Raw genomic sequence first — 25,681 nt, 5'->3', positions numbered from 1 at the left:
GCCGAAGGCCCGCGATGTGCTCGGCAGGAAGGTCCGGGACGGGTCGTCCGATCGGCCGTGCGACATCGTCCTGAAGGACGATGTCCGACGGCGGGCGCGGCGGGTAGTTTCGTCACGCACGATGGACGAACGAGGCGGGGAGACGTGATGGAGGGCCTGACGCCGGCCGGGCCGCTGCTGGCGGTACTGGTCGGGCTCGCGCTCGTGGACAGCACGAGCGTCGGCACCCTGGGACTGCCGGTGTTCCTGCTGGCGCAACCCAGGATCCGGGCGTCCGCGGTGCTCACCTACCTCGGTGCCATCGCCCTCTTCTACTGGGTACTGGGCGTGGCGCTGCACGCCGGCGCCGGGAGCGCGCTGCGGGTCCTCGAGGGCGCGGGGAGTTCACGGACGCTGGACCAGGCCCAGCTCGTCCTCGGCGTGGGGCTGTTCCTCGCGAGCTTCCTGTTCGACGGGCCCATCGGCAGGTGGCGCAGGGAACGCCGCGAGCGGGCGGGCAAGGTGTCCGCGATGCAGCGCTGGAAGACCCGGCTCGTGGGCCCGGACGCGTCGGCCGGCACCGTGGTCGCCACGGCGCTCGCCGCCGGGGTGGTCGAGGCCGCCTCGATGCTGCCGTACCTCGCGGCGATCGGGATCCTGACCGCCAACGGGATCGGCGTCGTCGCCGGCGCGCTGATACTGGTGGCGTACTGCCTGGTGATGGTCGCACCCGCACTGCTGCTGCTCGCCCTGCGGGTCGGTGCGGCGCGGGCGATCGAGCCGATGCTGGGCCGCATCAACGACTGGTTCTCGAGGCGTAGCGGCGACCTGCTGGCGTGGACGCTGGGTATCGTCGGCTTCCTGCTCGCCGCGGACGCGTTCGGGCGCCTGCAGTGACCGCGCCCGCGGTGACGGCCGCGGCGGTGAGCTGGCCGGGCGCCGGTGACCGGCCGGTGGTGCGTCCCGGGGCGCCGCTCGGGCAGAGCGGGGGGCGGCGCGCCTGGGGCGCGATCTGGCGCACCCTGGTCGCAGCATTCTTCGGGTTGATGGGCCTGGCCGCCGTCGCCTGGCAGGAGGAGCTCGGGGAGCGGGCCGTGCTGCCGGGTGCGCTGGCCGCGCTGGACCTGTTCCTCGGGCTGCTCTCGCTCGGGCTCATGCACCTCCGGCGTCGGTGGCCCTTCACGACCGCACTGGTCCTGACCTGCTTCATGGCTGGGTCGACCTTCGCCATGGGGGCGGCGGCGGTGGCGATCGTCTCGCTGGCGACGACCCGCCGATGGCTGGCGATCGGGATCGTCGGTGTGGTGCACGTCGTGGCCTACGGGGTGTACCTGATGGTGTTCCCCTACGTGAGCGACCCGCTGTGGAACGGGCTCTTCGACGTCGGCGTCGGCGGCGGCATGTACTACGTCCTGCTCGTCACCATCGGTGCCTACATCGGCCTGCGGCGGGACCACGTCCGCTCGCTGGTGCTGCGCGCGGAGACCGCGGAACGTGAGCAGGCGGGGCGGGTGGCGCAGGCACGCTCGAACGAGCGGGCGCGGATCGCCCGGGAGATGCACGACGTCCTCGCCCATCGCATCTCGCTCGTCGCCATGCACGCCGGCGGGCTCGCCTACCGCAAGGACCTGCCGCGTCAGGAGGTGACGAGCACCGCCGAGACCATCCGCGACTCCGCGCACGCCGCGATGCAGGAGCTGCGGGAGATCCTCGGCGTGCTCCGCGACCTTCCCGAGGGCGGCGCGGTGATCGGCCGGGAAGGTGACGACGTGCACCGGCCGCAGCCCACCCTGGAGGCACTGCCCGCGCTGCTCGACGAGTGTCGCTCGGCGGGCGTCGACGTCACCTTCCACGACGACCGGGCGACGGAGAGCGACGGAACGGCGCCCGACGTCGTGCCGGGTGGTCACGTGGCCGAGGGTTTCGCGGCAGGTGGCGGCCTGGCCGAGGCCGGGTCGCGCACCGCGTACCGGATCGTGCAGGAGGCACTGACAAACGCGCGCAAGCACGCCCCGGGCAAGCCGGTCGTCGTGACGATCGCCGGTGCGCCCGGCGACGGGATCGACATCACCGTCGCGAACCCCCTGCCGCACGGTGAGGCGCGGGACGAGCTGCCCGCGTCGGGGCTGGGCCTCATGGGCCTGACCGAGCGCGCCGAGCTCGGCGGCGGCCGGCTCGGCTACGGCACGGAGGGCGGTCGTTTCGTGGTGCGGGCATGGCTACCCTGGGCGGAATCATGAGGAGCGACACCACGATCAAGGTCGCGCTCGTCGACGACGAGACGCTCGTCCGCGCAGGGCTCCGGCTGATCCTCGGCGGAGCGCCCGACATCGAGGTCGTGGGCGAGGCGTCCGACGGCGCCGCCGGGCTGGACCTCGTACGCCGGCTGCGGCCCGACGTGGTGCTCATGGACATCCGCATGCCGCGCACGGACGGGCTGACGGCGACGCGCGCCCTGGTCGCGGAGGGCTCACCGGCCCGCGTCATCGTCCTCACCACGTTCGACACCGACGAGCTGGTACTGGAGGCGCTCCGCGCCGGTGCGGCGGGCTTCCTCCTCAAGGACACGCCGCCCGAGAAGCTCGTCGAGGCGGTGCAGGCGGCGGCCGCGGGACACCCGACACTGTCGCCCAGCGTCACGGCGCAGCTCATCGCCTCGGTCGCGCGCCCCCGGGACGACCGCGCCGACCGGGCCACGGCCCGCCTCGCCACGCTCACGGAACGCGAGCGGGACGTCGCGGTGGCGATCGGACGCGGGCTGTCCAACGCGCAGATCGCCGCCGACCTGTACATGAGCGAGTCCACCGTGAAGACCCACGTGGGCCGCATCCTGGCAAAACTCGACGCCGGGAACCGCGTCCAGGTCGCGATCATGGTCCACGACGCCGACCTGGCGTGACGGGGTAGCGTTCCGGACATGCGCCCCCATCACGGTCAGACCGTCGACGTCGAGTCCCTCGACGACTTCACCGCGCGCGTGGCCGCCGGCACCCGGTCGATGTACGGATGGCATCTCCAGTCCCTCGACCTGACCGGCCAGACCGCGGCCATCCGGTCGCTCGACGTGGCCGGCGCGCTGTTCCTCGGCTGCACGCTGAACAGGCCGGACGAGGAGTCGGTCCGGGAGCGCGGAGCGCTCGTGTTCCCGCAGGTCCCGGGAAGCCCTGTCGACTCCTACCGGCCCGGGCTGTACACCGCGCGCGAGCTGTACGACGGGATCGCGGACGGGTACGAGACCACGCCGGACGCCCGCGCCTACGCGTGGTCGCGGCAGCCACGGTCGCGCGAACTCACGCTCGCGCAGGCGCTGCACGACCACGCCGTCGACGACGCGCTCGCGGCCACGCTGACCGGGCGGCAGGTGGTCGGGATCATGGGCGGGCACTCGCTCACGCGCGGGTCCGCCGCGTACGCAGACGCCGCTAGCCTCGCCTACGAGCTCACCCGCGCGGAGCTCACCGTCGCCACGGGCGGCGGGCCCGGGGCGATGGAGGCGGCCAACCTGGGTGCCTTCCTGGCCCCGCACGCGCCGGCAGATCTCGACAAGGCGCTCGCGATGCTGGCCCAGGCGCCGTCGTTCACGCCGTCGGTCCAGCGCTGGGCGACGGCCGCGCTGGACGTGATCGACACGTGGCCGGGCGGCGCTGACAGCATCGGCATCCCGACCTGGCACTACGGACACGAACCGCCGAACCCCTTCGCCACGCGGATCGCGAAGTACTTCAGCAACGCGATCCGGGAGGCGGTGCTCCTGGAGTGCGCGAACCGGGGCATCGTGTTCCTCCCGGGCGCTGCGGGCACGGTGCAGGAGGTCTTCCAGGACGCCTGCGAGAACTACTACGCCGATGCGTCGTCGGTGGCTCCGATGGTCCTGGTGGGCAAGGACTTCTGGACCCGGGAACTGCCGGCGTGGGACCTGCTGAGCGCCCTCGCCGCGGACCGCGACATGTCCGCCCACCTGCACCTGGTCGACACGATCACCGAGGTGGTCCCGCTCCTGGCGGAGTGACGTCGATGACGACGTCGATGTCTGATGTCGCCGTGCCGTGACATCGGCGCGGTGTCACGGTACGGCGACATTGCTGCGGTGTCGTCGTATCATGACATCGTGAATGCTGGACGGAACGTTCTCAATGCGCGCTCGCTTCCGCGGCTCGGGCGGTCGGTCCGACGTTTGCGCCTGGACCGTGGGCTGTCACAGTCGGAACTGGCCGACCGGGCGGGAGTCTCGCGGCAGTGGGTGGTCGGACTGGAGCGAGGGCAGACCGAAGGGCTCGAGGTCGGCCGTCTGATGCGCGTGCTCGACGAGCTGGACGCCAGCCTCACGATCCGAGACGACCTGGGGGCAGACTGAGATGACGACCGGACCCAACCATCTGGCCGTGCTGCTCGAGGGCCGGCATGTCGCGGACCTGACGCGCACCCGGTCCGGTGTGCTCCGGCTGCGGTATCACGCGGATGTTCAGCATGTCGGGGCGACGCCGCTGTCGCTGTCGCTGCCTCTGGACGGGTCCGTCCACGGAGGTGGTGCGGTCGAGCGGTTCCTTCAGGGATTGCTCCCGGAGAACGACGGCGCGCTTCGAGCGATCGGCCGGCGGTATCGGGTCGATACCAGTGACACGCTCTCCCTGCTGTCGGCGATCGGCAAGGACTGTGGTGGAGCGGTGCAATTCTGCACCGACGACGAGATCGAGTCCGTGAGCAGGCGCGAGGGCAGCCTTGAGCCATGCAGCGATGGCGATATCGAGATGCGTCTCGACGAGATGGACACCGATGAGAACGCCTCGTGGCTGATGCCGGGCGAGCACTGGTCGCTCGGGGGAACTCAGCAGAAGTTCGCGCTTCGTCGGCAGGATGGGCGCTGGTACGTGGCACACGGATCCGAGGCAACCACCCACATCGTGAAGCCCGGCATCCGCAAGCTGAGAGGCCAGGCGCTCGACGAGCATGTGACGATGCGTGCGGCCGTCGCACTGGGTGTCGATGCCGCGGAGACCGACTTCACGTCGTTCAAGTCGCAGGACGCGGTCGTCGTGACCAGGTTCGACCGGGAGCACATGGTCGACGGCGGTGTTGTGCGGCTGCACCAGGAAGATCTGTGCCAGGCGATCGGGAACGATGAGAAGTACGAGGAGTTCGGCGGACCCTCCGCGCTCGACATCGTGGAACTGCTGCGCGACTCATCCGCCACACCGGCGCTGGCGCGACAGAACGTCGCTCGTTTCGTGGATGGGTTGATCTTCAACGTCGTCGCCGGTGCTCCCGACGCCCATGCGCGGAACTATGCCGTCATGCTCGCCGGCGACGACGTGACCCTCGCGCCGTTGTACGACATGGCCTCCGGGTTCGCGTATGAATCCCCCTCGAACGGACGTCGTGTGGTGTCCATGAGTGTCGGGGGCACGTTCCTGCTGGACGAGGTCGACACCGACGCCTGGCGGAGGTTTGCCGGGACTGCTGGACTGGACGAGTCCGTCGTTCTCGAACGTGTGGCGGAGATGACCGAGTTGGTGCCCGCAGCGTTCTCCGCCGCTCTCGACGACATCGATGACTACGACGGCACCGCGGCCTTGATCCGCGAGCGGATCATGAAGGAGTTCGACAGGCGGCGAGCGGCGCAGGCGGCGACCTGAAGGCCGTCACAGCGACGCGGCGATCAGTGATCCGGACGACTCTCGCCGTTCCGCTCCCGCCGCTCGTCCAGTTCCTCCAGGAGGCTGCGGAGTTCCGAGCGGACGTAGTCGCGGGTCGCGACCTCGCTCAGGAGCATGCGGAGGGACGCCATCTCGCGCGCCAGGTACTCCGTGTCCGCGAGGGCACGCTCTCCGCGCCGGCGGTCCTGCTCGGCGAGGACGCGGTCGCGGTCGTCCTGGCGGTTCTGCGCGAGCAGGATCAGCGGCGCCGCGTACGACGCCTGTATCGAGAAGAACAGGTTGAGCAGGATGAACGGGTAGGGATCCCACCGCAGCCCCCACAGCGCGACCACGTTGAGCGTGACCCACAGGATGACGAACAGCGTCATCCACATGAGGAACTGGCCCGTCCCCATGAACCGCGCGAACTTCTCCGCGCTCCTGCCCACGAGGTCCGGGTCGAGGCGCGGGCGGTGGAACCCGGCGGCCTTCGGCCGGTCGAGACGGTCAGCCACTCGACTCCTCCAGTCCCTCGTCGTGGGACTCGCGCCAGTCGTCGGGGAGGATGTGGTCGAGCACGTCGTCCACCGTCACCACACCCAGCAGCCGGCGTTTCGGATCCAGCACCGGCAGCGCGAGGAAGTCGTAGGCGGCCATCAGCCGCGTCACCCGTCCCACCGGCGCGTCCGGCGTCAGCCACCAGTGCGAGTCCGAGTCCAGCACCGAGGCCATCGAGGCGTGCGGCGGCTCGCGCAGCAGCCGCTGGAAGTGCCCCACCCCGAGGAACCGGCCCGTCGGCGTCTCCATCGGCGGCCGCACCACGAACACCATCGCGGCCAGCGCCGGCGGCAGCTCCTTGCGCCGGAGCTGCGCCAGCGCCATCGCGATCGTGTCGTCCGCGCCGAGGATGACCGGCTCCGTCGTCATCAGGCCGCCGGCCGTGTCCTCGCCGTACTCCAGCAGGCGGCGGACGTCGGCCGCCTCCTCCGGCTCCATGAGGGCCAGCAGGTCGTCCGCCTGCGCGTCCGGCAGCTCGTTGAGCAGGTCGGCCGCGTCGTCGGGCTCCATCGCCTCCAGCACGTCCGCCGCGCGGCCCAGGTCGAGCTCGGTGACGATCGCCACCTGGTCGTCCTCCGGCAGTTCCTCCAGGACGTCGGCCAGGCGCTCGTCGTCGAGCGCGCGCGCCACCTCGACGCGCCGGGCCGGGCCGAGCTCGTGGAGCGCGTCCGCGAGATCGGCGGCACGCATGTTCTCGTACGCCTCGAGCAGCCGCGCCGCCCCCTGGTCGACGTCGGTCCGCGCCAGTCCGGTCACGTCGCTCACCGGCACCGTCAGCGTCGATCCCCGGCGGCGCAGCGACAGCGGCGCGACCCGCTCCGGGCGGCGCCGCACGAAGAGCTGGTCCACCAGCCAGTCGCCCGAGCGCTGCCGCGTGACGGCGACGTCCTCCACGGTCGCCTCGCCCGACCCGTCCGTGAACCGCACCCGGCGGTCGAGCAGTTCACCCAGCACCAGCGACTCCATGGCCCGCTGCTCGAACCGGCGCATGTTCACCAGGCCCGTACTGATCACCTGACCCGGGTCGATGCTCGTCACACGAGTGAGGGGGAGGAAGACGCGCCGTCGTCCAGGAACCTCCACGACCAGGCCGACCGCACGCGGCGGCCGGTTCGTGCGCATCAGGACGACGACGTCACGCACCCGCCCCACCTGGTCCCCGATCGGGTCGAAGACCGCCGTACCGGCCAGGCGTGCCACGAACACCGGGGAACTGGAGCTCATGGTGGTCAGGCTACGCCGCGGGTGCGGCACACGCCGGAGGTCACGGTCCGGCGCGCCACCGAGCGGCCCGCGGCCCGCCGGCGAGTTCCGCCCGCGGCGGACTCGGCCGCCGGTTCCTCGCGATACTCAGGGAAGTACGGGAAACTGTGCGGATGAGCATGTCCCGCCCGGGCGCGATCCCCAAGGTCCCCACCCTGCCCGCCGGAGACGAGGTCGCCGCGTACGCGACCTACCTCCAGGCGCAGCAGGCCGTCGACTACCTGTCCGACCACAAGTTCCCCGTCGAGAACGTCACCATCGTCGGCACCGACCTGCGCATGGTCGAACGCGTCACCGGACGCCTCACCTACGGCCGCGTGGCGCTGGCCGGTGTGCTGTCCGGGGCCTGGTTCGGCCTCTTCGTCGGCCTTCTGCTCACCTTCTTCGCCGGCGACGGCGGGGGCGGGGTGCTGTTCGTCGGTATCGGGCTCGGTGCCGGATTCGGGCTGCTGTTCAGCGTGCTGTCGTACGCGTTCACGGGCGGGCGGCGCGACTTCACGTCGTCGTCCCAGATCGTCGCCGCGACGTACGCGATCCTCTGCGCGCACGACCACGCCGCCGACGCGCGGTCGATGCTGCTGGAGTCCCCGAGCGGCGTGGGGCGGCCGTCGGGGAGCATGCTCCCGGGGGGCGGACGGGGGGCGTTCGGGGCCGCCGGTCAGGGGACGGCCGGTCCGGGAGCGGCTCAGGGGATGTCCGCCGGAGGTGTGGTCCCGGAACCGGGCGTCGCGCCCGGCGGCCAGGACTCGGCGGGCGCGACGCCCCCGGCGCCCCGGAAGCCGGACCCGCGATTCGTCACCCCGGAGGGCAAGCCCCGCTACGGCGCGATGCGCCCGGAGGACGACGCCAAGGACGACGTCAAGAACGACGACTCGTCCGGCGGCCAGAGCTGAGCACGGACGCCGGCGCCGTGGCGAACGCGGCGTCGGCGTGCGGTGCGTCGCGGCCCGGCCAGGGCATACGATCCATGGCGTGCGTGCATCCTTCAGCGCTCCGCTGTGGCAGTGGGAGGCCCGGACCGAGGCCTGGTGGTTCGTCTCGGTCCCGGCCGACGTGTCCGACGAACTGGCCGACCTTCCCCTGCCGCCGCGCGGGTTCGGGTCGATCCGGGTCAAGGTCACGGTGGGGTCGACCACCTGGCGGACGTCGGTCTTCCCGTCGGACCGGGAGAGCGGCTACGTGCTGCCGATGAAGAAGTCGGTCCGCACCAGGGAGTCGCTGACGCCGGATGAGCCGGTCGCCGTCACGCTGGAGACCCTGGACCACTGACGTCCGTCCCGGCGCCCGGCCTCGCGTCAGTGCCCCGTCAGGACCGCCGGGTCCGTGACGAACTGGGTCACCGCCGTCGCGATCATCTGCACCGCGATCGCGGCCAGCAGCACGCCGGCGATGCGGGTGACCAGGGTGACGCCGTCGTCCCGGAGGACGCGCTGGATGATGTTCGCGAACCGCATCGACAACCACACGCACACGTGCACCGCGACGACGCCGGCACCGATCACGGCCCAGGACGCGAGGTCCGCGTGCTCCTCGACGAACACCATGGTGGCGACGATCGTGCCCGGCCCGGCGAGCAGCGGGGTGCCCAGGGGAACCATCGCGACGTTCGTGTTCGCCGACGCGGACGGCTCCTCCGCCTTGCCCGTCAGCAACTCCATCGCCACGAACAGCAGCAGCAGGCCGCCCGCCGCGCGCAGCGCCGGCAGCGAGATGCCCATGTAGGCCAGCACGTACTTGCCGAACACCGCGAAGATGACGACCACCAGGAACGACACAAGGATCGCCTGCCGCGCGGCCCGGTTGCGGCGCTTGTGGTCCATGCTGCTGGTCAGGCCCAGGAACACGGGCACGGTGCCCGGCGGGTCCATGATCACGAACAGCGTCACGAACACGGTCGCGAAGAGCGCGAGCAGCTCGTTCATGCGCGGTCTTCCGCTTCCGGCCGCAGCACGGCGCGGGCACCCTGCTTCTCGATCTCCGCCAGCACCTCCGGCGCGGTCGTGTTCTCCCCGATCAGGTTCGTCTTCCCGCGCCCGTGGTAGTCGCTCGAGCCGGTGACCAGCAGGCCGAGGTCGTCGGCCAGCGCGGTGAGCCGCCGCCTCGCCTCGCTGTCGTGGTCGCGGTGATCCACCTCGAGCCCGGCCAGGCCGGCGTGGGCGAGATCGGTGATCGTCTGGTCGGGCACGATCCGCCCCCGGCCGTCCGCCCCCGGATGGGCGAAGACGGGGACGCCGCCGGCGTCGCGCACGAGGCGGACGACGTCGGCCGCGTCCGGTGCGTAGTGCGGCGCGTAGTACCGGCTCCCCGTGTGGAGCATGGTGGCGAACGCCTCGTCACGGTCGGCGACCGCCCCCGCGGCGACCAGGGCGTCGGCGAGGTGCGGCCGGCCGATCGTGGTCCCGGGCTCCGTCTGCTCCAGCACGTCCTGCCAGGTGATCGGGTAGTCCTCGGCGAGCATCCCCGTCATCCGTTCCGCGCGCGTGGCGCGGGACTCGCGCGTCCTGGCGAGTTCCGCCAGCAGCCCGGCGTGCTCGGGGTCGTGCAGGTAGGCGAGAACGTGGACGCCCACGGGACGTGCCCCCACGAGCGCGTGCGCCGAGATCTCGATGCCGCGCACGAGCGCCACCCCCGCGGCGGACGCGGCCACGGCAGCCTCGTCCCAGCCGGCGGTGGTGTCGTGGTCGGTCAGCGCGACGACGGTCAGACCCGCGGCGGCGGCGACCTTCATCACCTGAGCCGGGGTGTCGGTGCCGTCCGACGCCGTGGAATGGGTGTGGAGGTCGATCACGGATCGAGTCTAGAGTTACGGGGCTCCGCCCCGGTCCCGCGCGGGGCGTGACGTCCGGCACGCCACCGCTGGGCGGGACGTCCGGGACGCACCCGGTCTTCACAACGACTGCCCCCGCGCGTCGCCTGCTCGACAGGCCGCTGTCGCACCATGGCTCCCATGAACTCCGAGCCCGCCCTGCCCGCCGTCGTCTTCGTGCACGGCATGCGCACCTCGTCGGCGATCTGGCGGGAGCAGGTGGCTCACGTACGCCTCCTCGGCCACGACGCGACCGCCGTGGACCTCCCCGCGCACGGCGCCCTCCGCGACGAGCGGTTCACGCTGCGGCGAGCGTTCGAGGTGATCGACGACGCCGTGGCCGGGTTCGGGCCGGGCCGGCGGGTCGCCGTCGTGGGCCTGAGCCTCGGCGGCTACACCTCACTCGCCTGGGCCGCCCGCCGCACCTCGCACACCGCGCACCTCGCCGGCCTGGTCGCGTCCGCCTGCACGTCCGACCCCAAGGGCAAGCCGGTCGCGCTCTATCGTGACCTCGCGCAGGGTCTCGTCGACGCGGCCGCCGGCGTCCGGACCGTCGTGTCCCGGGTGTCCGACGTCGTCCGGAGCAACCCGCAGTTCCGGCGCTCGCCGGCCGGCCGGGGATCGCTCACCCCGGGTGGCGCCGACCTGCGGGAGGTCACCGTGGCGCCCGGCGGGGCCGCCGAGCCCCACCAGCCGGGCTGGAACGTGGTGACGGACGCGCTGACCCACCTGGCGGGATGGTCCTCCCTCGCCGACCTGCGTCGGGTGGACGCCCCGGTGTGGCTGGTCAACGGCGCGCGCGACCACATGCGGCTCGAGGAGCGGCGGCACGTCAAGGCTGCCCGTGACGCGGAGCTGGTGGTCGTTCCCCGCGCGGGGCACAACGTCAACACCGACGCACCGGCGTCGTTCAACCACGTGCTGACCCGCGCGCTGGCGACGTTCTCCGCGCCGCGGCCGGCCGCGGGCGGCGCCTGACCGTCCGGCATCGGCCCGCGCGGCGGACCGCCTGAGCCGGTTCCGGGAGAACGCACGCGGGTGCGAGACTGATGGCATGAGCGAGAACACCACCTCGTCCGATCAGTCCATCGAGGAGCGGGGAACCAACCGGTCGCAGCGCCCGGCCTCGCAGGCCTTCAAGAACTTCGTGATGTCGCAGTGGGCGCCGCGCGCGGACCTGGGCGTCACCGCGTCACGCGCGGTGCCCTTCACGGCCACCCGACGTGCCGCGCTCTCCGCCCGGCTGCCCGGCGCGCGGCTGGTGATCCCGGCCGGTCCGCTGCGCACCCGGTCCAACGACACGGACTACCGGTTCCGCCCGCACTCGGCGTTCGCGCACCTCACCGGCCTCGGCACGGACCAGGAGCCGGACGCCGTCCTCGTGCTGCACCCGGTCGAGGAGGGAACCGGCGATCCCGCGGCGGACGGTACGCCGTCGAACCACCACGCCGTGCTGTACGTGCGGCCGCTGGCCCCGCGCGACAACGAGGAGTTCTTCGCCGACGCGCGCTACGGCGAGTTCTGGGTGGGTGCCCGGCCGACCCTGGCCGACGTCGAGACGCTGACGGGTATCGAGGCCCGCCACGTCGACGAGCTGAAGGACGCCCTGGCCAAGGACGTCGGCGGGGGCGGCGTCGTGCTGCTGGTCGTGACCGGGGCGGACGAGGAGGTCGAGACCCTGGTCGACGCCATCCGGGCCGAGGCGGGCCTGGACCTGGCCGAGCGCGCCGAGGCGGAGGCCACGGCCGAGGCCACCGCGACCACGTCGTCCGGCACCGTGGACGACGCCGCGCTCGTCGAGGCGGCCTCCGAGATCCGGCTGCTCAAGGACGAGCTGGAGATCGAGCACCTGCGCGAGGCCGTGGCCCGCACGATCGAGGGCTTCGAGGCCGTGGTGCGGGAGCTGCCCCGGGCGGTGGCCCACCGGCGCGGCGAGCGGGTCATCGAGACGACGTTCGACGCGAACGCCCGGCTCGAGGGCAACGCGGTGGGCTACGAGACCATCGCGGCCGCCGGCGACCACGCGACGACGCTGCACTGGATCCGCAACGACGGCGAGGTGCACGAGGGCGACATGGTGCTGCTCGACGGCGGCGTCGAGGTGGACTCCCTGTACACGGCGGACGTGACGCGCACGCTGCCGGTGTCCGGCGAGTACAGCGACGTGCAGCGGCGCATCTACCAGGCCGTGCTGGACGCGGCCGACGCGGCGTTCGCCGTGGCCAGGCCCGGCGCGAAGTTCCGTGACGTGCACACCGCGGCGATGGAGGTCATCGCGGCGCGGCTCGAGGAGTGGGGGCTGCTGCCCGACGGCGTGACCGCCGCGGAGGCGCTCGGCGACAACGGGCAGCAGCACCGGCGCTGGATGGTGCACGGCACGAGCCACCACCTGGGCCTGGACGTGCACGACTGCGCGCAGGCGCGGCGCGAGATGTACCTGGACGGCGTGCTGACGCCGGGCATGGTGTTCACGATCGAGCCGGGCCTCTACTTCAAGGCGGACGATCTCGCCGTGCCGCAGGAGTACCGCGGCATCGGCGTCCGCATCGAGGACGACGTGCTGATCACCGCGGACGGCAACGAGAACCTGTCGGCGGCCCTGCCCCGCGACCCGGAGGCTGTCGAGGCCTGGATGTCCGGCCTCCGTCGGTGACGCGGTGCTGACCGGCCCCGTTACCGCCGCGCGGGCGTCGTCGCTCGGGTGGCGGTAACGGGAGCGGAGGGTCAGCTCTCCGAGCGGAGCGTCAGCTCTCCGAGCGGAGCGTCAGCTCTCCGAGGGCGGGGTGGCCGGGCGGCCGCCGCGGGTACGGCGGCGGTTCCGGGTACGGCGGCGGTTCTGGGTGCCGTCGGCCTCGGGCTTCTCGCCCGCCGCGCCGTCCGAGGAGCGAGGGCTGTCGGACGAACCGTTCCGGCCGCGATCGCCCGAATTGCCGCCCGAACGGCTGCCGCGCCCGCGAGGCCCGCCCGACGACGAGCCGCTCCGGCCATGGCTGCCCGAGCTCGTGCGCTTGCCGGTCTCGCCGAGATCCTCGAGCCTTTCGCCCTCGAGCCCTTCGAGCACGCGCTTCTCCTGGGGGAGGCGGCCCTTGGTGCCCTCGGGGATGGTGAGGTCGGAGTACAGGTGCGGGGACGTCGAGTAGGTCTCGACCGGCTCCGGGATGTCGAGCTCCAGCGCCTTGTCGATGAGCCGCCAGCGGGGGACGTCGTCCCAGTCCACGAAGGTGACGGCCGTGCCCTTGTTGCCCGCGCGGCCCGTACGGCCGGTGCGGTGCAGGTAGGTGCGCTCGTCCTCCGGGCACTGGTAGTTGACCACGTGGGTGACGTCGTCGACGTCGATGCCGCGGGCAGCGACGTCGGTGGCGACGAGCACGTCGATCTTCTCGTTGCGGAACGCGCGCAGCGCCTGCTCGCGGGCTCCCTGACCGAGGTCGCCGTGGATGGCACCGGCGGCGAACCCGCGCTCGCGGAGGTCGTCGGCGACCTTGGCGGCGGTGCGCTTGGTCCGGGCGAACACGATGGTCCGGCCCCGGCCCTCCGCCTGGAGGATGCGCGCGAGCACCTCCACCTTGTCCAGCGCGTGCGCCCGGTACACGACCTGCGCGATGTTCTTGACCGTGAAGCCCTCGTCCGGGTCGGCGGCACGGATGTGCGTGGGCTGCTTCATGTACCGGCGGGCCATGCTCACCACGGCACCCGGCATCGTGGCGCTGAACAGCATGGTGTGCCGCTGGGCGGGCGTGCGGGAGAGGATCTTCTCGACATCGGGCAGGAAGCCCAGGTCGAGCATCTCGTCGGCCTCGTCCAGCACCACCGTGCCGGCCCGCAGCAGGGTGAGATGTCCCTGGTTCATCAGGTCGATCATGCGCCCCGGCGTGCCGACGACGACGTCGACACCCTGCCTCAGCGACTCGATCTGCGGCTCGTACGCGCGGCCGCCGTACACCTGGACGATGCGCACCGAGCGCTTCGCGGAGGCTGTGGCCAGGTCGTTCGCGACCTGTACCGCGAGCTCACGCGTGGGGACGACGACGACCGCCTGCGGCTTGCCCGGCGCGACGAGCTGGTCGTAGCCTTCCTCGCCGGGGGTGACGATGCGGTGCAGCAGCGGGACGCCGAAGCCGAGCGTCTTGCCGGTTCCGGTCTTCGCCTGGCCGATGATGTCGTGGCCGCTCATCGCGACCGGGAGCGTCATCGCCTGGATGGGGAACGGGTGGGTGATGCCGGAGTCCCGCAGGGCATCGATGATCTCCTCGCGGACTCCGAAGTCCGCGAACGTCACGTTCTGTGCCTGGATCGCGGAGGGCGAACTGAAGTCGGGGGAATCGGAAACGGTCTCGGCCGTGCTTGCGGCCGGGCTGTCGATGGTGGTCACTGGCGCCTTCATCTACTCGTCGGCGCGGCAACTGGCCCCCTGCGGGCGTCGGCACGCGCCGTTCGTGCGGCAGCCGATCGTGAATATTCGTCGCGCGCCCGGCGCCCACGTGGCGCTGCGGGCTGCACGTCCCGCGGGGCGGCCGGACGGCCGGAGCGCGGAGTCGGAAGTCGTGAACAGGACGACCGGGCAACCGATTACGTAGCTCATGGTACGCGGTCGACGTTGCCGCGGCGTTATCGGCGCCGCCTCCCGAGGCGGCGGGGCTCGCTCGCGGCGAGGCCAGGCGCCGCGGTCGCTGACCGCGGACCGGCCGGCCTGGCCGCCGACCTGGCCGAACCGGCCCGGCCGACGCCGCGGCTCCCGTCGGCGGCCTACGCGGGGCCCGGCTCAGAGGGAGCCGAAGCCGACCTTGCGCTGCTCCTCCGTGCCGATCTCGACGTAGCCGACGTGCTGTGCGGGGATCACGACGCGGCGGCCGCGTGTGTCGGTGAGCTCCAGGACGCCGTCGGGCAGGGCCTTGCGCACCGCGGCGGCGATGGCGTCGGCCGCCTCCTCGGTCTCGACGACGACCTCGCGCGGTAGGTGCTGCACACCGATGGTGACTTCCACGTTCACTCCTTCACGTGCCCGGACTCGGGCGGGCGGCGGGTCGCCGGGGGATCCCGGCTCGTCGCGATCCTAACCACGGCGGGCGTCACGGATCGTGCGGTTTCGCCGAGGGCCGATGCGGGAACATCTCCGTGCCGATCCGTGATGCCCGCGCGTGACCGGTTCGTGACCTCGTGGCACGATGTTCTCGTGCAGAAGGTTCCCCGTCCCGGTCGGTCCGCCCTCGCACTGCTGCTCGTGCTGGTGGTCGGAGTGAGCGCGGGCGCGGCGGCGACGGCGTACCAGCGACCCGCGGAGTCGCGGGCCGCGGTGCAGGGGTTCCTCGACCAGGTCTCCGGGGCCGAGGCCGGAGTCACCCACGAGGAGAACACGCTCGTCGACGCGGCGGCCGCGCCGTCGTCGGCCACGGAGCCCTCGGACACGGCACCGGGCGCGGCGCCGAGCGCGTCGAGGACGGCGCCGGAGCGGGCGGCGCGCCGGGCACCCGAGCCGAGCCCCGTGCCCGACCCGGGTTCGGGACTGCTCGATGACGCCGAGGTGCCGCGGAAGGCGTCCGGGAAGCTGCGGACCGTGCCGGGCCGCGAGCGCGCACCCGGCGACGGCGAGGTGCTGCGGGTGCGGGTCGCCGTGGAGCGCGGGCTCCCGGTCGACCAGGGCATCTTCGCGGACGCCGTCATGGCGACGCTGAACGATCCGCGCGGCTGGTCGTCCGTGGACGGTGTGACGTTCGCGCGGACGGACTCCGACGACTACGACTTCCGCGTCGTGCTGGCCGGCCCGACGACCACCGACGAACTGTGCCACCCGCTGGACACGGGCGGCACGCTCTCGTGCGGGGTGATCGGCACGGCCGTGCTGAACTTCCGGCGGTGGGTCGATGGTTCGGACGCCTGGGAGAGCGACGCGCGGTATCGGCAGTACCTGGTGAACCACGAGGTGGGACACGTCATCGGGCATCCGCACGACGAGTGCGCGGGCAAGGGGAAGCGAGCCACGGTGATGCTTCAGCAGACCCTGTCCACCCAGGGCTGCCGTCCCCAGCCGTGGCCGGCGCCCGGCAAGGGCTGACGGGGCTCGCCGGTCGTGCGGACCGGCGGCGGACGGGGCGAGCCGCTCCGTCGGGTCGCGGTGGCGGGTCGCGGCACGTACACGCCGCGCGGGCTGTGGTGGGAGTGCGGTGTCAGTGTCTCGTGATGAGATGCTCCGCGTGACCACAGCACTTCCGAGACTCCGGCTGGTGCCGCCCGGGCAGGATCCGCGCGGCGCCGTCGCTCGCGTGCTCGACGACACCCAGGCCGAGGCGGTCGAGGCCGCGCTGTCCCGGCCGGTCACCGTGGTCGCGGGCGCACCCGGCACGGGGAAGACGACGGTGGCGGCGCAGGTCGCCGTCCAGGCGCTGCGGGCCGGTGTGTCACCGGAACGGGTGCTGGTACTGGCGGCGTCGCGGCGGTCGGCGGCGCGGATGCGGGACGATGTCGCGGCACGGGCGGGCCGGACGGTCGGGGCGCCCATGGTGCGCACGGCGGCGTCGGCGGCGTTCTCGATCCTGCGCACCCGGGAGCTCGCGCTCGACGCGCCGCCGCCCACCCTGGTCTCGGGGCCGGAGCAGGATCTGATCCTGGCCGAGCTGCTGGCCGGGCACGCGGACGGCGAGGGCGCCGGTCTGGAGCTGCCTCCCGGCCTGCCGGCGGACTCGCTGTCGCTGCGCGGGCTGCGTCAGGAACTGCGTGACCTGCTCATGCGTGCCGCAGAGCGCGGTCTCGGCCCGGTGGAGCTGCATCGCCTGGGCCGGTCGCACGACCGGCCGGAGTGGGTGATGGCGGCGCGGTTGTACGAGGAGTACCTCGATGTCATGACGCTGCGGTCGGGCACGCCGGACACGGGTGCCCGGTACGACCCCGCCGTCGTCGTGGACGAGGCGACGCACGCGCTGCGCTCCTGGGAGCGGGACCTGCCCGGCCTGCCGCGCCTCACGTGGGACGTGGTCGTGGTGGACGACTACCAGGAGGCGACGGCCGCCACCGCCCGGTTCCTGCACGTCCTGCACGAGGACGGCGCCCGCCTCGTGCTCCTGGGCGATCCGGACAGTGCCGTGCAGGGGTTCCGCGGTGCCGCGCCGGGGCTCGTGGGGCGTGCCGCCGCGAGGCCAGGGCCCGTGGGCGCGTTCGACGCCGCGACGGTGGTGCTCGGGACGGCGTGGCGGCAAGGTGCCGTGCTCCGCGAGGTGACGCGCGCCGTGACGGGGCGGATCCCCGTGCTCGCGAGCGTGCTGCACCGGCGCGCGGCGGCACGGCCCGAGGCGGAGCCGGACGAGGGCGGCACCGGGGCGGACTCCCGGGACGCGGGGGAGGGCGCCACCGAAGCGGTACGGGTGGCGGTGCTGCCCGGTACCGCGCAGGAGGCCGCGTGGATCGCGCGCGAGCTGCGGGCCGAACACCTCCTGCACGGCACGCCGTGGGAACGCATGGCGGTGATCGCGCGAAGCGGCACTCGGCTGGCCGCGCTGCGCCGGGAGCTGGCGTCGGCCTCGGTGCCGGTCGCGTTGCTCGGCTCGGACCTGCCGCTGCGGGACGAGCCGGCGGTCGCGCCCCTGCTCGCGGCCGCCCGCGTGGCCGCGGGTGCGCCGCGCGGCAGCCTGGAGGCGCTCCTCGCCTCGGAGATCGACGGCGCGACGGCCGGGTCCCTCGATGCGGAGACGGCTGCCCTCCTGCTCACCTCGCCGGTCGGCGGGCTCGACGCGGTGGCGCTGCGCCGGCTGCGGCGTGCCCTGCGCTCGGAGGAACTGGCCGACGGGGGCGGGCGCACCTCGGACGCGCTGCTCGTGGAGGTGCTCGGTGACCCGGCCCGGGCGGGGCTGCTTCCCGAAGCGGTGCGGCAGGCGCCGGTGCGGGTGGCGAGCGTGCTCGCGGCCGGCCGAGCGGCGGCGGCCGAGCCGGGTGCGACGGCTCAGACGGTGCTCTGGTCGGTCTGGGATGCCACCGGACTCGCCGAGCGCTGGCGCAAGTACGCCCTGGGCGGCGGGCCCGGCGCCCTGCGCGCCGACCGCGACCTGGACGCCGTGCTCGCGCTGTTCCGCGCCGCGGAGACGTTCGTGGACCGGATGCCGGGCGCACCGGTGTCGGCGTTCGTGGACTACCTGGAGTCGCAGGACCTGCCGGCCGACTCGCTCGCGGCGTCCGGCTCCGGGGCGGGCGCGGTCGAGGCCCTCACTCCGGCGGGCGCTGCCGGGCGGGAGTGGGATGTCGTGGTGGTGGCGGGGGTGCAGGACGGGGTGTGGCCCGATCTGCGGCTGCGGGACTCGCTGCTCGGCTCGCAGGCGCTGGTCGAGCTGCACGCCGGGCGCGCCGACGACGCCCGGGTGCACGGCGCCGAGGCCCGCCGCCAAGTGCTCGCGGACGAGCTGCGCGCGTTCGCCGTCGCGACGTCCCGTGCCCGGCGCCGGCTGCTGGTGACGGCCGTCGAGGACGCCGAGGACGCACCGAGTGTCTTCTGCGACCTCATTTCCCCGCGTGACGACGACGGAGAGGGCCCGGACCCGCGTCGCGTCGTCGTCGGCCCGCCGCTCGATCTGCGCGGGGTCGTGGCGGCCGCGCGAGCGGAACTCGTGCGGGCGGTCACGGCACGCCCGCCGGGGCCGCAGGACGGAGCGGAGCTGTCGGACGGAGCGGAGCCGCAGGACGACCCGCCGCCCGCCGCCATCGGCGAGTCCGCGCGGGCCGCTGCCCGGCTGCTGGCCGACCTGGCGGCCGCGGGGATCGCGGAGGCCGACCCGACCACCTGGTACGGCGTGGCCGGGGCGTCCAGCGACGCGCCGCTGTGGGGCCCTCGCCAGACGGTGACCGTGTCGCCGTCGAAGGTGGAGACGGTGACGACGTGTGCCCTGCGCTGGGTGTTCGAGGCGGCCGGGGGGACCGCGCCGGACGCCACGCACCAGAGCCTCGGCACCCTGCTGCACTCCATCGCCCAGGACATGCCGCGGGGCTCCCTGCACGAGCTGAAGGCGGAGCTGGACCGGCGCTGGCCGGAACTCGCGCTGCCCGAGGGCTGGCCGTCCCGGCAGCTGCGGGGGCGTGCCGAGCAGATGGTCGAGCGGCTTGCCGCCTACCTGGCGGGATCCGGCGAGCCGCTGCTCGTCGAGGCGGACTTCGACCTGCGCGTGGGGCGTGCGCGCCTGCGCGGACAGGTCGACCGGGTCGAGGACGCCGGTGAGGGCGCGGTGCGGGTCGCGGACCTGAAGACCGGCAAGTCGGCGCAGTCGAAGGCCGAGGCAGCCGAGAACCCGCAGCTCGGGGCCTACCAGCTCGCGGTGGAGCAGAACGCCCTCGACCTGCCCGAGGGCACGGTCAGCAAGGGCGCGAGCCTGGTGTACGTCGGCACTCCGTCGGCCGGTGCGACCGTCCGGGACCAGCCGGCGCTCGAGCCCGGACCGGAGGGCGGGACGTGGGCACAGGAGGTCGTCGAGCGGGCGGCGGACACGATGGCGTCGGACAGCTTCGCGGCGCAGCGCAACAAGCTCTGTGACATGTGCTCGGTGCGTCGTTCCTGCCCGCTGCAGCCGGAAGGGCGCAAGGTGGTCGAGTGAGCCAGGACGCCCTGTTCGGTGACGACCTCGTCATCGACGACTACCTGACGAGCGGCGACGGCCCGGCCGGCGACCTGCGGTATACGCAGGACCGGGCGCTGTCGGAGGCCGGACGCCCCCGGCTCTCCGCGCGCGCCATCGCGCGGCTGCTCGGCAGGCCCGAACCCACCGACGAGCAGGCCGCCGTGATCGAGGCCCCCCTGGAGCCCGCCCTCGTGGTCGCCGGCGCCGGGTCCGGCAAGACGGAGACGATGGCGGCGCGTGTCGTGTGGCTCATCGCGAACCGCCTGGTCTCGCCCGAGGAGGTGCTCGGCCTGACCTTCACCCGCAAAGCCGCCGGCGAGCTCTCCCAGCGCGTCCAGACCCGCCTCGCGCAACTCGCCCGCGCCCTCGGCGAGGAGTCGGGCGAGGCGCTGCCCGGCGCGGCGGACCTGGCGATCGACCGGCCCACCATCGCCACCTACAACGCGTACGCGGCCGGGCTCGTGGGCGACCACGGGCTGCGGCTCGGCGTCGAGCCCGGTGCGCGGCTCCTCGGCGAGGCCGAACAATGGCAGCTCGCGTCGCAGGTCGTCGAGTCGTGGGCGGACGATCTGGGTACCGACAAGGCCGTCAGCACCGTGACCGCGGCGGTGGTCTCCCTGTCCGGGGCGCTCGGTGAGCACCTGCTCGACCCCGCCGACGCCCGCGCCCGCCTCGTCGCGATGGCGGAACACCTGGAGTCGATCCCGCTCGGTGAGAAGCAGCGCAAGCGCACCAAGGACGTGGAGCAGCTCATCGGCTCGGTGTCGGAGCGCGCCCGGCTGGTGGACCTCGTCGTGGAGTACCGCCGCCGCAAGCGGATCACGGAGACGCTCGACTTCGGCGACCAGGTCGCGTTCGCCGCCGAACTCGCCCGTTCCGTCCCCGCCGTCGGCGCGGCCGAGCGCTCGCGGTTCGCCGTCGTGCTGCTCGACGAGTACCAGGACACCTCGTACGCGCAGGTGGAGCTGCTCGCCGGCTTGTTCGGCGACGGGCACCCCGTGATCGCCGTCGGCGACCCGCACCAGTCCATCTACGGCTGGCGCGGTGCGTCCGCCTCCGGCCTCGCCCGTTTCCCCGACCGGTTCCGGCGGGACGACGGCGTCGCCGCGCGAGTCCACTACCTGTCCACCTCGTGGCGGAACGACGCCGCTGTGCTCGCCGCGGCGAACGTCGTCGCCGCGCCCCTGCGCGCGGCCGCGGGATCCGGTACGACGCCGGGCGGCGGGCCGGGATCCGGCGTGCACGTCCCGCCGCTCGACCTGCGCCCCGGTGCCGGCCACGGCCGGGTGGACGCCCACGTCGCGGCCACCGTCGAGGAGGAGGCCGCCGCCGTCGCCGAGTGGGTGGCCGAGCGCTGGCGCCCCGGGACCCACACCGGCGGCAGGGTCACGGCCGCCGTCCTGTGCCGGGCACGGTCCCAGTTCACCGCGGTCGAGGTCGCGCTGCGCTCGGCGGGCCTGCCCGTCGAGGTGGTCGGCCTCGGCGGGCTCCTCACCACACCCGAGGTGGTCGACGTCGTGGCGCTCCTGGAGGCGGCGCACGACCCGTCGCGCGGCGACTCGCTGCTGCGCCTGCTCACCGGCCCGCGCGTCCACCTCGGCGCCGCGGACCTGCTCGCCCTGGGATCGTGGGCCGCGGACATCGCCCGCGCGGACGATCCCCGGCGGACCGGTCCCGGCACGGACGACGACCCGGCGGGCGCAGGTGAACCCGCCTCCGGTGAACCTTCTTCCGGTGAACCCGGCTCCGACGACGTCACCGTCGTCGAGGGCGACGTCGTCGACCACCGCTCGATCATCGACGCCCTCGACGACCTGCCCGAACCCGGCGTGGCCGCTCGCGACGGGCGGACGTTCACCGCCGAGGGACACGCACGGCTGACGGCGCTCGCCCAGGTGCTGCGAGGGATGCGTGGCCTGACCTACCTGTCGCTCCCGGAACTGGTGGTCCAGGCGGAACGGGCGCTGGGGCTGGACGTGGAGGCGGTGACGGCGGCCGCGCTCACCGGATCGGGGGCCGCCGGCGCGGTGAGCGACCGGGGGCGCGAGCACCTGGACGCGTTCCGCGACGTCGCCGCGTCGTTCGCGCAGTCGGCGGACGTGGCCACGCTCGGCGCGTTCCTCGCCTGGCTGGGCGTGGCGAGTTCCCGGGAGAACGGCCTCGACATGCCGGTGCGGGAGCCGGACCCGGATGCGGTCCAGATCATCACGGCGCACGCGGCCAAGGGGCTGGAGTGGGACGTCGTGGCGGTGCCGGGTCTGGTCGGGGGTGTCTTCCCGGCGTGGGACCGCGGATCGCGCTCCGGCGAGAAGTCGAGCGGCTGGCTGAGCGGCCTCGGCGAGGTTCCCTACCACCTGCGTGGCGACGCCGAGGACCTGCCGGCGTTCCGGTGGGAGGCCGCGTCGGACACCAAGGACCTCGTGGCGCTGCGCGAGGAGTTCAAGGAGGACTGCGGCGCCCACCGGCTGGCGGAGGAGCGGCGGCTCGCGTACGTCGCGTTCACGCGGGCACGCCGCGACCTGCTGCTGACCGGTTCCTGGTGGGGCACGGCAACACGCCCTCGCACGGTGGCGGTGTTCCTGGAGGAGCTGGCCGAGGCCGGTCTGGTGTCCACGGACGGCTGGGTCGCCCCGCCGGATCCGGATGCCGGGAATCCTCGTGACCTGGTCACCGAGACGGCGGTCTGGCCGTCGGGCGCGCCTCCGGCACAGGCTTCGTCGATGCCCTCGGCGCGGGAGGTGCTGCGTGCCACGGCCATGCTGGTGGGTGAGGAGGCGGAGGCGCGGGCCGGCGAGGCGTCATCGGCGGCCCGGCAGCCGGCGTCGGGCCTCCTGACCGCCCCGGACGGGATGCTGCGCGACGCCGCCGGGCACGACCTCGTCGAGCTCACGGCCATGCTGTTGGCCGAGCGCGCCGAGCGCGACCAGGGGCTCGTGGAGTTCCCGGCGCACGTGTCGGCGTCGGGCCTGGTGCGGCTCGCGGCGGATCGCGACGACTTCACCCTCCAGCTCCGGCGCCCCGTCCCGACGCAGCCGACGGTGCACGCGCGGCGCGGCACCCAGCTGCACGCGTGGGTGGAGCAGTTCTACCGGTCGGCCTCCCTGCTCGACGTCGACGACCTGCCCGGCGCCGAGAGCGACGACCTGCCCGTGGACGGCGACCTGGCGAAGCTCCGGGAGACGTTCCTGCGCTCGGAGTGGGCGTCGCGCACACCCGTCGCGGTGGAGGCGGACGTCGAGACCCCGGTGGCCGGGGTCATGCTGCGCTGCCGCATGGACGCCGTCTTCCCGGACCCCGACGGCGAGCCGGGCAGCGTCGTCGTCGTGGACTGGAAGACGGGCCGCGAGCCGCATGACGAAACCGCGCGGGCAGCCCGCGAGGTGCAGCTCGCGGTGTACCGGCTGGCCTGGTCGCGCTGGACGGGCCTGCCCCTGGAGAAGGTCGGCGCGGCCTTCTGCTACCTGGGCTCCGACACGACGGTCCGCCCGGAACGCCTGCTCACCGAGGCGGAACTGGAGGCGCTGATCCGCGGCGACGGCGAGGTGCCGACGTCGTCCTGAACGGCGGGCGGCGCGGGCGGCCGGCAGCGCGGGCGGCTGTCGGTGGGCGCCGGGCTCACCCCTCCTCGCGCGTCGCCTCGTCGAGGTCGTGGAGCATCGCGGTCGCGTCCTGGACCACCTCGGGAAGCTTGTGCCGCACGCCGTGCAGCAGCCACCGCGCGAGCGCGAGCTCACCCACCAGCAACGCACGATCCTGCAGCCGCGGGTCGCTCAGCTCGGTGCGGCGCAGCTGGTAGGCCTCCATGATCGAGTCCGCCGCCTCGACGGGTGCCGCCACGAGCAGCCAGGCGAGGTCGTCGGCGGGGTCGGCGACCTTCGCCTCGGACCACCCGGAGATCGCCACGACCCGGCCGCGGTCCACCAGCATCTGGTCGGCGGCCAGGTCGCCGTGCACCACCACGGGCTGGAACTTCCACAGTGACACGTCCTCGAGCGCGGCCTCCCACCGGTGCAGCAGGTTCGGCGGGATGCGGCCGGTCTTCGCTGCCTCGTCGATCTCCGACATGCGGCGGTCGCGGTAGTCGGCGGCGGCGTAGCTCGGCAGCCCGCACCCCTCCACCACCGACGCGGGCAGTTCGTGGATCGCGCCGATCGCGCGGCCGAGGTCCGCGGCCAGCCCGGGCCCCGGGGCGAGGGCCTCGACGTCGAGCCACTCGCCGACGATCCGCCGGTGCACCACCGCGCGCCCGCCCTCGGGTAGCAGCGCGTACCCGGCGATCTGCGGCACGACGAACGGCAGCACCCCCGTGTCGACGTACAGCTTCAGCGACTCGAGCAGCTCCATCTCCGCCTCGAGCGCGGCGCCCGCGACCGTGCTCCGGGGGGCGCGGACCACCCACTCCTGGTTGTCCTGGCTGGTCACGACGGCGGTGTCGTAGTCGCCGGGCATGGTGTCGGTCCGGACCGACGCGGCCTCCAGACCGGGGACGGCCGCCGTGGACAGGGCGGCGAGCGCGAGGGGAGTACGTGGCACACCCTTACGGTATTCCGCTCCGGCCGCGTCGTGCGCCATCCGCGCCGCACGAGGTCGAGGCTACGGTCGGTCCATGCTCGATCTTCCCCTCGCGGCCGTCGCACACGACCGTGCCGCCCATCGGCGCACCAAGCCCGGCCTTCTCGACGAACTGCTCGCCCGCCCCGCGACCCGGCTGCTGCTGGTGAGCTCCGGGCGGGTGGCCACCGACGGCCGGATGCCGGTGTTGCTGTCCGCCGAGGAGGCCGTCGCCGCCGGACCTGCCGGCACGCCGCCGTCCGCTGCCGAGCACTTCTTTCTCGGCGAGTCGGACGACGTCCCGTACGTGGCCCGTCTTCTGCCCGGCACGGCCGACACCGGTGGCACCGGCCTCCCCGACGGCCTCACCTGGACGACCCCGCGCGAACTCACCGACTCCGGTGACGCGCTGACCACGGGCCTCGCCGTCGAGGCCGTCGCGCTCGCCAACTGGCACGACCGGGCGGCCCGTTGCCCGCGCTGCGGGAGGCCCACCGAGGTCGCCGCCGCCGGCTGGGTCCGCCGGTGCGTGCACGAGGGCGTGGAGCACTACCCGCGCACCGACCCGGCGGTGATCATGTCGATCGTGGACGACGACGACCGGCTGCTCCTGGGCCGCGGCCCGTCCTGGCCTCCGGGCAGCATGTCGGTCCTGGCCGGGTTCGTGGAGCCCGGCGAGAGCGCCGAGCACGCGGTGGCACGGGAGGCGATGGAGGAGGCGGGACTGGCGGTCCGGCAGATCGAGTACCGGGCGAGCCAGCCGTGGCCGATGCCGGCCTCGCTGATGCTCGGCTTCCGGGCCCGCGCCGAGACGACGGAGCTGAGGCCCGACGGCGACGAGGTGAGCGAGCTGCGCTGGTTCACCCGCGCCGAGCTGGCGGCGGCCCACGTGGACGGCAGCCTCCGCCTCTCCGGCCGCGCCTCGATCGCCCGAGCGCTGATCGAGGAGTGGTACGGCGGCCGGATCGGCGGCTGAGGCCTACGCGGGACGCTCCGCCAGGGCCGCCTTCACCTCGGCCAGGGAGGGGTTGGTCGCGGCCGAGCCGTTCGGGTAGACCACCGTCGGAACGGTGCGGTTGCCGCCGTTGACCTGCTCGACGAACGCCGCCGTCTCCGGACGCTCCTCGATGTCGATCACCTCGTAGCCGATGCCCTCGGAGTCGAGCTGCGTGCGCAGCCGCCGGCAGTACCCGCACCACGTGGTCGAGTACATGAGGACGGTCCCCGAGGCGGGAACCGGCGTGGCGATCTCGGTCATCTCTTCGTCTCCTTCACGGTGCACGACGGTGACAGCGCGTGGA

22 protein-coding genes are annotated in these 25,681 nt (G+C 73.5%); 14 read left to right on the top strand and 8 right to left on the bottom strand.

Features of this window, described 5'->3' with window-relative positions; all coding sequences use genetic code 11:
• Positions 1 to 147: 147 nt before the first annotated feature.
• Genes EDD34_RS16720 through EDD34_RS16695 form a run of 6 tightly spaced genes read left to right on the top strand, consistent with a single transcriptional unit; the run spans position 148 to position 5,612 of the window.
• On the top strand, positions 148 to 876 hold the full coding sequence (locus EDD34_RS16720; RefSeq protein ID WP_123815569.1) for a GAP family protein: 729 nt from the start codon (positions 148 to 150) through the stop codon (positions 874 to 876).
• Positions 873 to 2,219 (top strand): sensor histidine kinase, encoded by a 1,347-nt coding sequence (locus EDD34_RS16715; RefSeq protein WP_123815568.1) that lies wholly within the window; start codon positions 873 to 875, stop codon positions 2,217 to 2,219. Before EDD34_RS16720 ends, EDD34_RS16715 begins: the two co-directional genes overlap by 4 nt.
• Complete coding sequence (locus tag EDD34_RS16710) at positions 2,216 to 2,878, top strand: response regulator (protein WP_123815567.1); 663 nt, start codon at positions 2,216 to 2,218, stop codon at positions 2,876 to 2,878. The genes EDD34_RS16715 and EDD34_RS16710 overlap by 4 nt, the downstream gene beginning before the upstream one ends.
• An 18-nt stretch (positions 2,879 to 2,896) precedes the next feature.
• Positions 2,897 to 3,988: an LOG family protein gene (locus EDD34_RS16705; protein ID WP_123815566.1), complete on the top strand. Its 1,092-nt coding sequence runs from the start codon at positions 2,897 to 2,899 to the stop codon at positions 3,986 to 3,988.
• A 51-nt stretch (positions 3,989 to 4,039) separates the two neighbouring features.
• Entirely contained in the window at positions 4,040 to 4,333 is a 294-nt protein-coding gene (locus tag EDD34_RS16700) for a helix-turn-helix domain-containing protein (RefSeq protein ID WP_246012529.1), read from the top strand.
• 28 nt (positions 4,334 to 4,361) lie between these two features.
• The gene (locus EDD34_RS16695) at positions 4,362 to 5,612 is read left to right on the top strand and encodes a type II toxin-antitoxin system HipA family toxin (protein ID WP_246012528.1); all 1,251 of its coding nucleotides are present in this window, start codon (positions 4,362 to 4,364) and stop codon (positions 5,610 to 5,612) included.
• Positions 5,613 to 5,635: 23 nt separating this feature from the next.
• Here EDD34_RS16695 and EDD34_RS16690 read toward each other — a convergent pair whose 3' ends face one another.
• Positions 5,636 to 6,127: a DUF1003 domain-containing protein gene (locus EDD34_RS16690; protein WP_211341619.1), complete on the bottom strand. Its 492-nt coding sequence runs from the start codon at positions 6,125 to 6,127 to the stop codon at positions 5,636 to 5,638.
• Entirely contained in the window at positions 6,120 to 7,394 is a 1,275-nt protein-coding gene (locus EDD34_RS16685; RefSeq protein WP_123815563.1) for a magnesium transporter MgtE N-terminal domain-containing protein, read from the bottom strand. The genes EDD34_RS16690 and EDD34_RS16685 overlap by 8 nt, the downstream gene beginning before the upstream one ends.
• 152 nt (positions 7,395 to 7,546) lie before the next feature.
• On the opposite strand from EDD34_RS16685, the gene EDD34_RS16680 reads away from it, so the two are divergent.
• Entirely contained in the window at positions 7,547 to 8,326 is a 780-nt protein-coding gene (locus tag EDD34_RS16680) for a YflT domain-containing protein (protein ID WP_246012527.1), read from the top strand.
• Between the two features lie 79 nt (positions 8,327 to 8,405).
• A complete protein-coding gene (locus EDD34_RS16675) occupies positions 8,406 to 8,702 on the top strand; it encodes a DUF1905 domain-containing protein (protein ID WP_123815562.1) in 297 nt (98 codons plus the stop codon).
• Positions 8,703 to 8,728: 26 nt separating this feature from the next.
• On the opposite strand, the gene EDD34_RS16670 is transcribed toward EDD34_RS16675, so the two are convergent.
• A complete protein-coding gene (locus EDD34_RS16670) occupies positions 8,729 to 9,355 on the bottom strand; it encodes a MarC family protein (RefSeq protein WP_123815561.1) in 627 nt (208 codons plus the stop codon).
• Positions 9,352 to 10,221 (bottom strand): PHP domain-containing protein, encoded by an 870-nt coding sequence (locus EDD34_RS16665; RefSeq protein WP_123815560.1) that lies wholly within the window; start codon positions 10,219 to 10,221, stop codon positions 9,352 to 9,354. The genes EDD34_RS16670 and EDD34_RS16665 overlap by 4 nt, the downstream gene beginning before the upstream one ends.
• A 159-nt stretch (positions 10,222 to 10,380) precedes the next feature.
• On the opposite strand from EDD34_RS16665, the gene EDD34_RS16660 reads away from it, so the two are divergent.
• Complete coding sequence (locus EDD34_RS16660; protein WP_123815559.1) at positions 10,381 to 11,217, top strand: alpha/beta fold hydrolase; 837 nt, start codon at positions 10,381 to 10,383, stop codon at positions 11,215 to 11,217.
• Between the two features lie 76 nt (positions 11,218 to 11,293).
• Complete coding sequence (locus EDD34_RS16655) at positions 11,294 to 12,892, top strand: aminopeptidase P family protein (protein WP_123815558.1); 1,599 nt, start codon at positions 11,294 to 11,296, stop codon at positions 12,890 to 12,892.
• 111 nt (positions 12,893 to 13,003) lie between these two features.
• Here the strand turns inward: EDD34_RS16655 and EDD34_RS16650 are convergent, their stop codons facing one another.
• Together EDD34_RS16650 and EDD34_RS16645 are read right to left on the bottom strand one after the other, a co-directional pair.
• Complete coding sequence (locus EDD34_RS16650) at positions 13,004 to 14,623, bottom strand: DEAD/DEAH box helicase (protein WP_123815557.1); 1,620 nt, start codon at positions 14,621 to 14,623, stop codon at positions 13,004 to 13,006.
• A gap of 378 nt (positions 14,624 to 15,001) precedes the next feature.
• Positions 15,002 to 15,223 carry a DUF3107 domain-containing protein gene (locus EDD34_RS16645; protein ID WP_123815556.1) on the bottom strand — a complete coding sequence of 74 codons (222 nt, stop codon included), beginning with the start codon at positions 15,221 to 15,223 and terminating at the stop codon, positions 15,002 to 15,004.
• Between the two features lie 189 nt (positions 15,224 to 15,412).
• On the opposite strand from EDD34_RS16645, the gene EDD34_RS16640 reads away from it, so the two are divergent.
• From EDD34_RS16640 to EDD34_RS16630, 3 genes are all read left to right on the top strand, one after another.
• The gene (locus EDD34_RS16640) at positions 15,413 to 16,291 is read left to right on the top strand and encodes a DUF3152 domain-containing protein (RefSeq protein WP_211341618.1); all 879 of its coding nucleotides are present in this window, start codon (positions 15,413 to 15,415) and stop codon (positions 16,289 to 16,291) included.
• Between the two features lie 130 nt (positions 16,292 to 16,421).
• Positions 16,422 to 19,805: an ATP-dependent helicase gene (locus EDD34_RS16635; protein WP_123815554.1), complete on the top strand. Its 3,384-nt coding sequence runs from the start codon at positions 16,422 to 16,424 to the stop codon at positions 19,803 to 19,805.
• Positions 19,802 to 23,389: an ATP-dependent helicase gene (locus EDD34_RS16630; RefSeq protein WP_425462361.1), complete on the top strand. Its 3,588-nt coding sequence runs from the start codon at positions 19,802 to 19,804 to the stop codon at positions 23,387 to 23,389. Before EDD34_RS16635 ends, EDD34_RS16630 begins: the two co-directional genes overlap by 4 nt.
• A gap of 55 nt (positions 23,390 to 23,444) precedes the next feature.
• On the opposite strand, the gene EDD34_RS16625 is transcribed toward EDD34_RS16630, so the two are convergent.
• Positions 23,445 to 24,362: a phosphotransferase gene (locus EDD34_RS16625; RefSeq protein ID WP_123815553.1), complete on the bottom strand. Its 918-nt coding sequence runs from the start codon at positions 24,360 to 24,362 to the stop codon at positions 23,445 to 23,447.
• A gap of 73 nt (positions 24,363 to 24,435) precedes the next feature.
• Between EDD34_RS16625 and nudC the strand changes: the two genes are divergently transcribed.
• Complete coding sequence (gene nudC / locus EDD34_RS16620) at positions 24,436 to 25,356, top strand: NAD(+) diphosphatase (RefSeq protein ID WP_123815552.1); 921 nt, start codon at positions 24,436 to 24,438, stop codon at positions 25,354 to 25,356.
• A gap of 3 nt (positions 25,357 to 25,359) precedes the next feature.
• Here the strand turns inward: nudC and EDD34_RS16615 are convergent, their stop codons facing one another.
• Positions 25,360 to 25,638, bottom strand: coding sequence for a mycoredoxin (locus EDD34_RS16615; protein WP_123815551.1), 279 nt, complete (start codon positions 25,636 to 25,638; stop codon positions 25,360 to 25,362).
• Positions 25,639 to 25,681: the final 43 nt, after the last annotated feature.

This window comes from Myceligenerans xiligouense, from assembly GCF_003814695.1.
GTDB lineage: Bacteria > Actinomycetota > Actinomycetes > Actinomycetales > Cellulomonadaceae > Myceligenerans > Myceligenerans xiligouense.
This window is presented reverse-complemented; position numbering and strand designations above follow the sequence as displayed.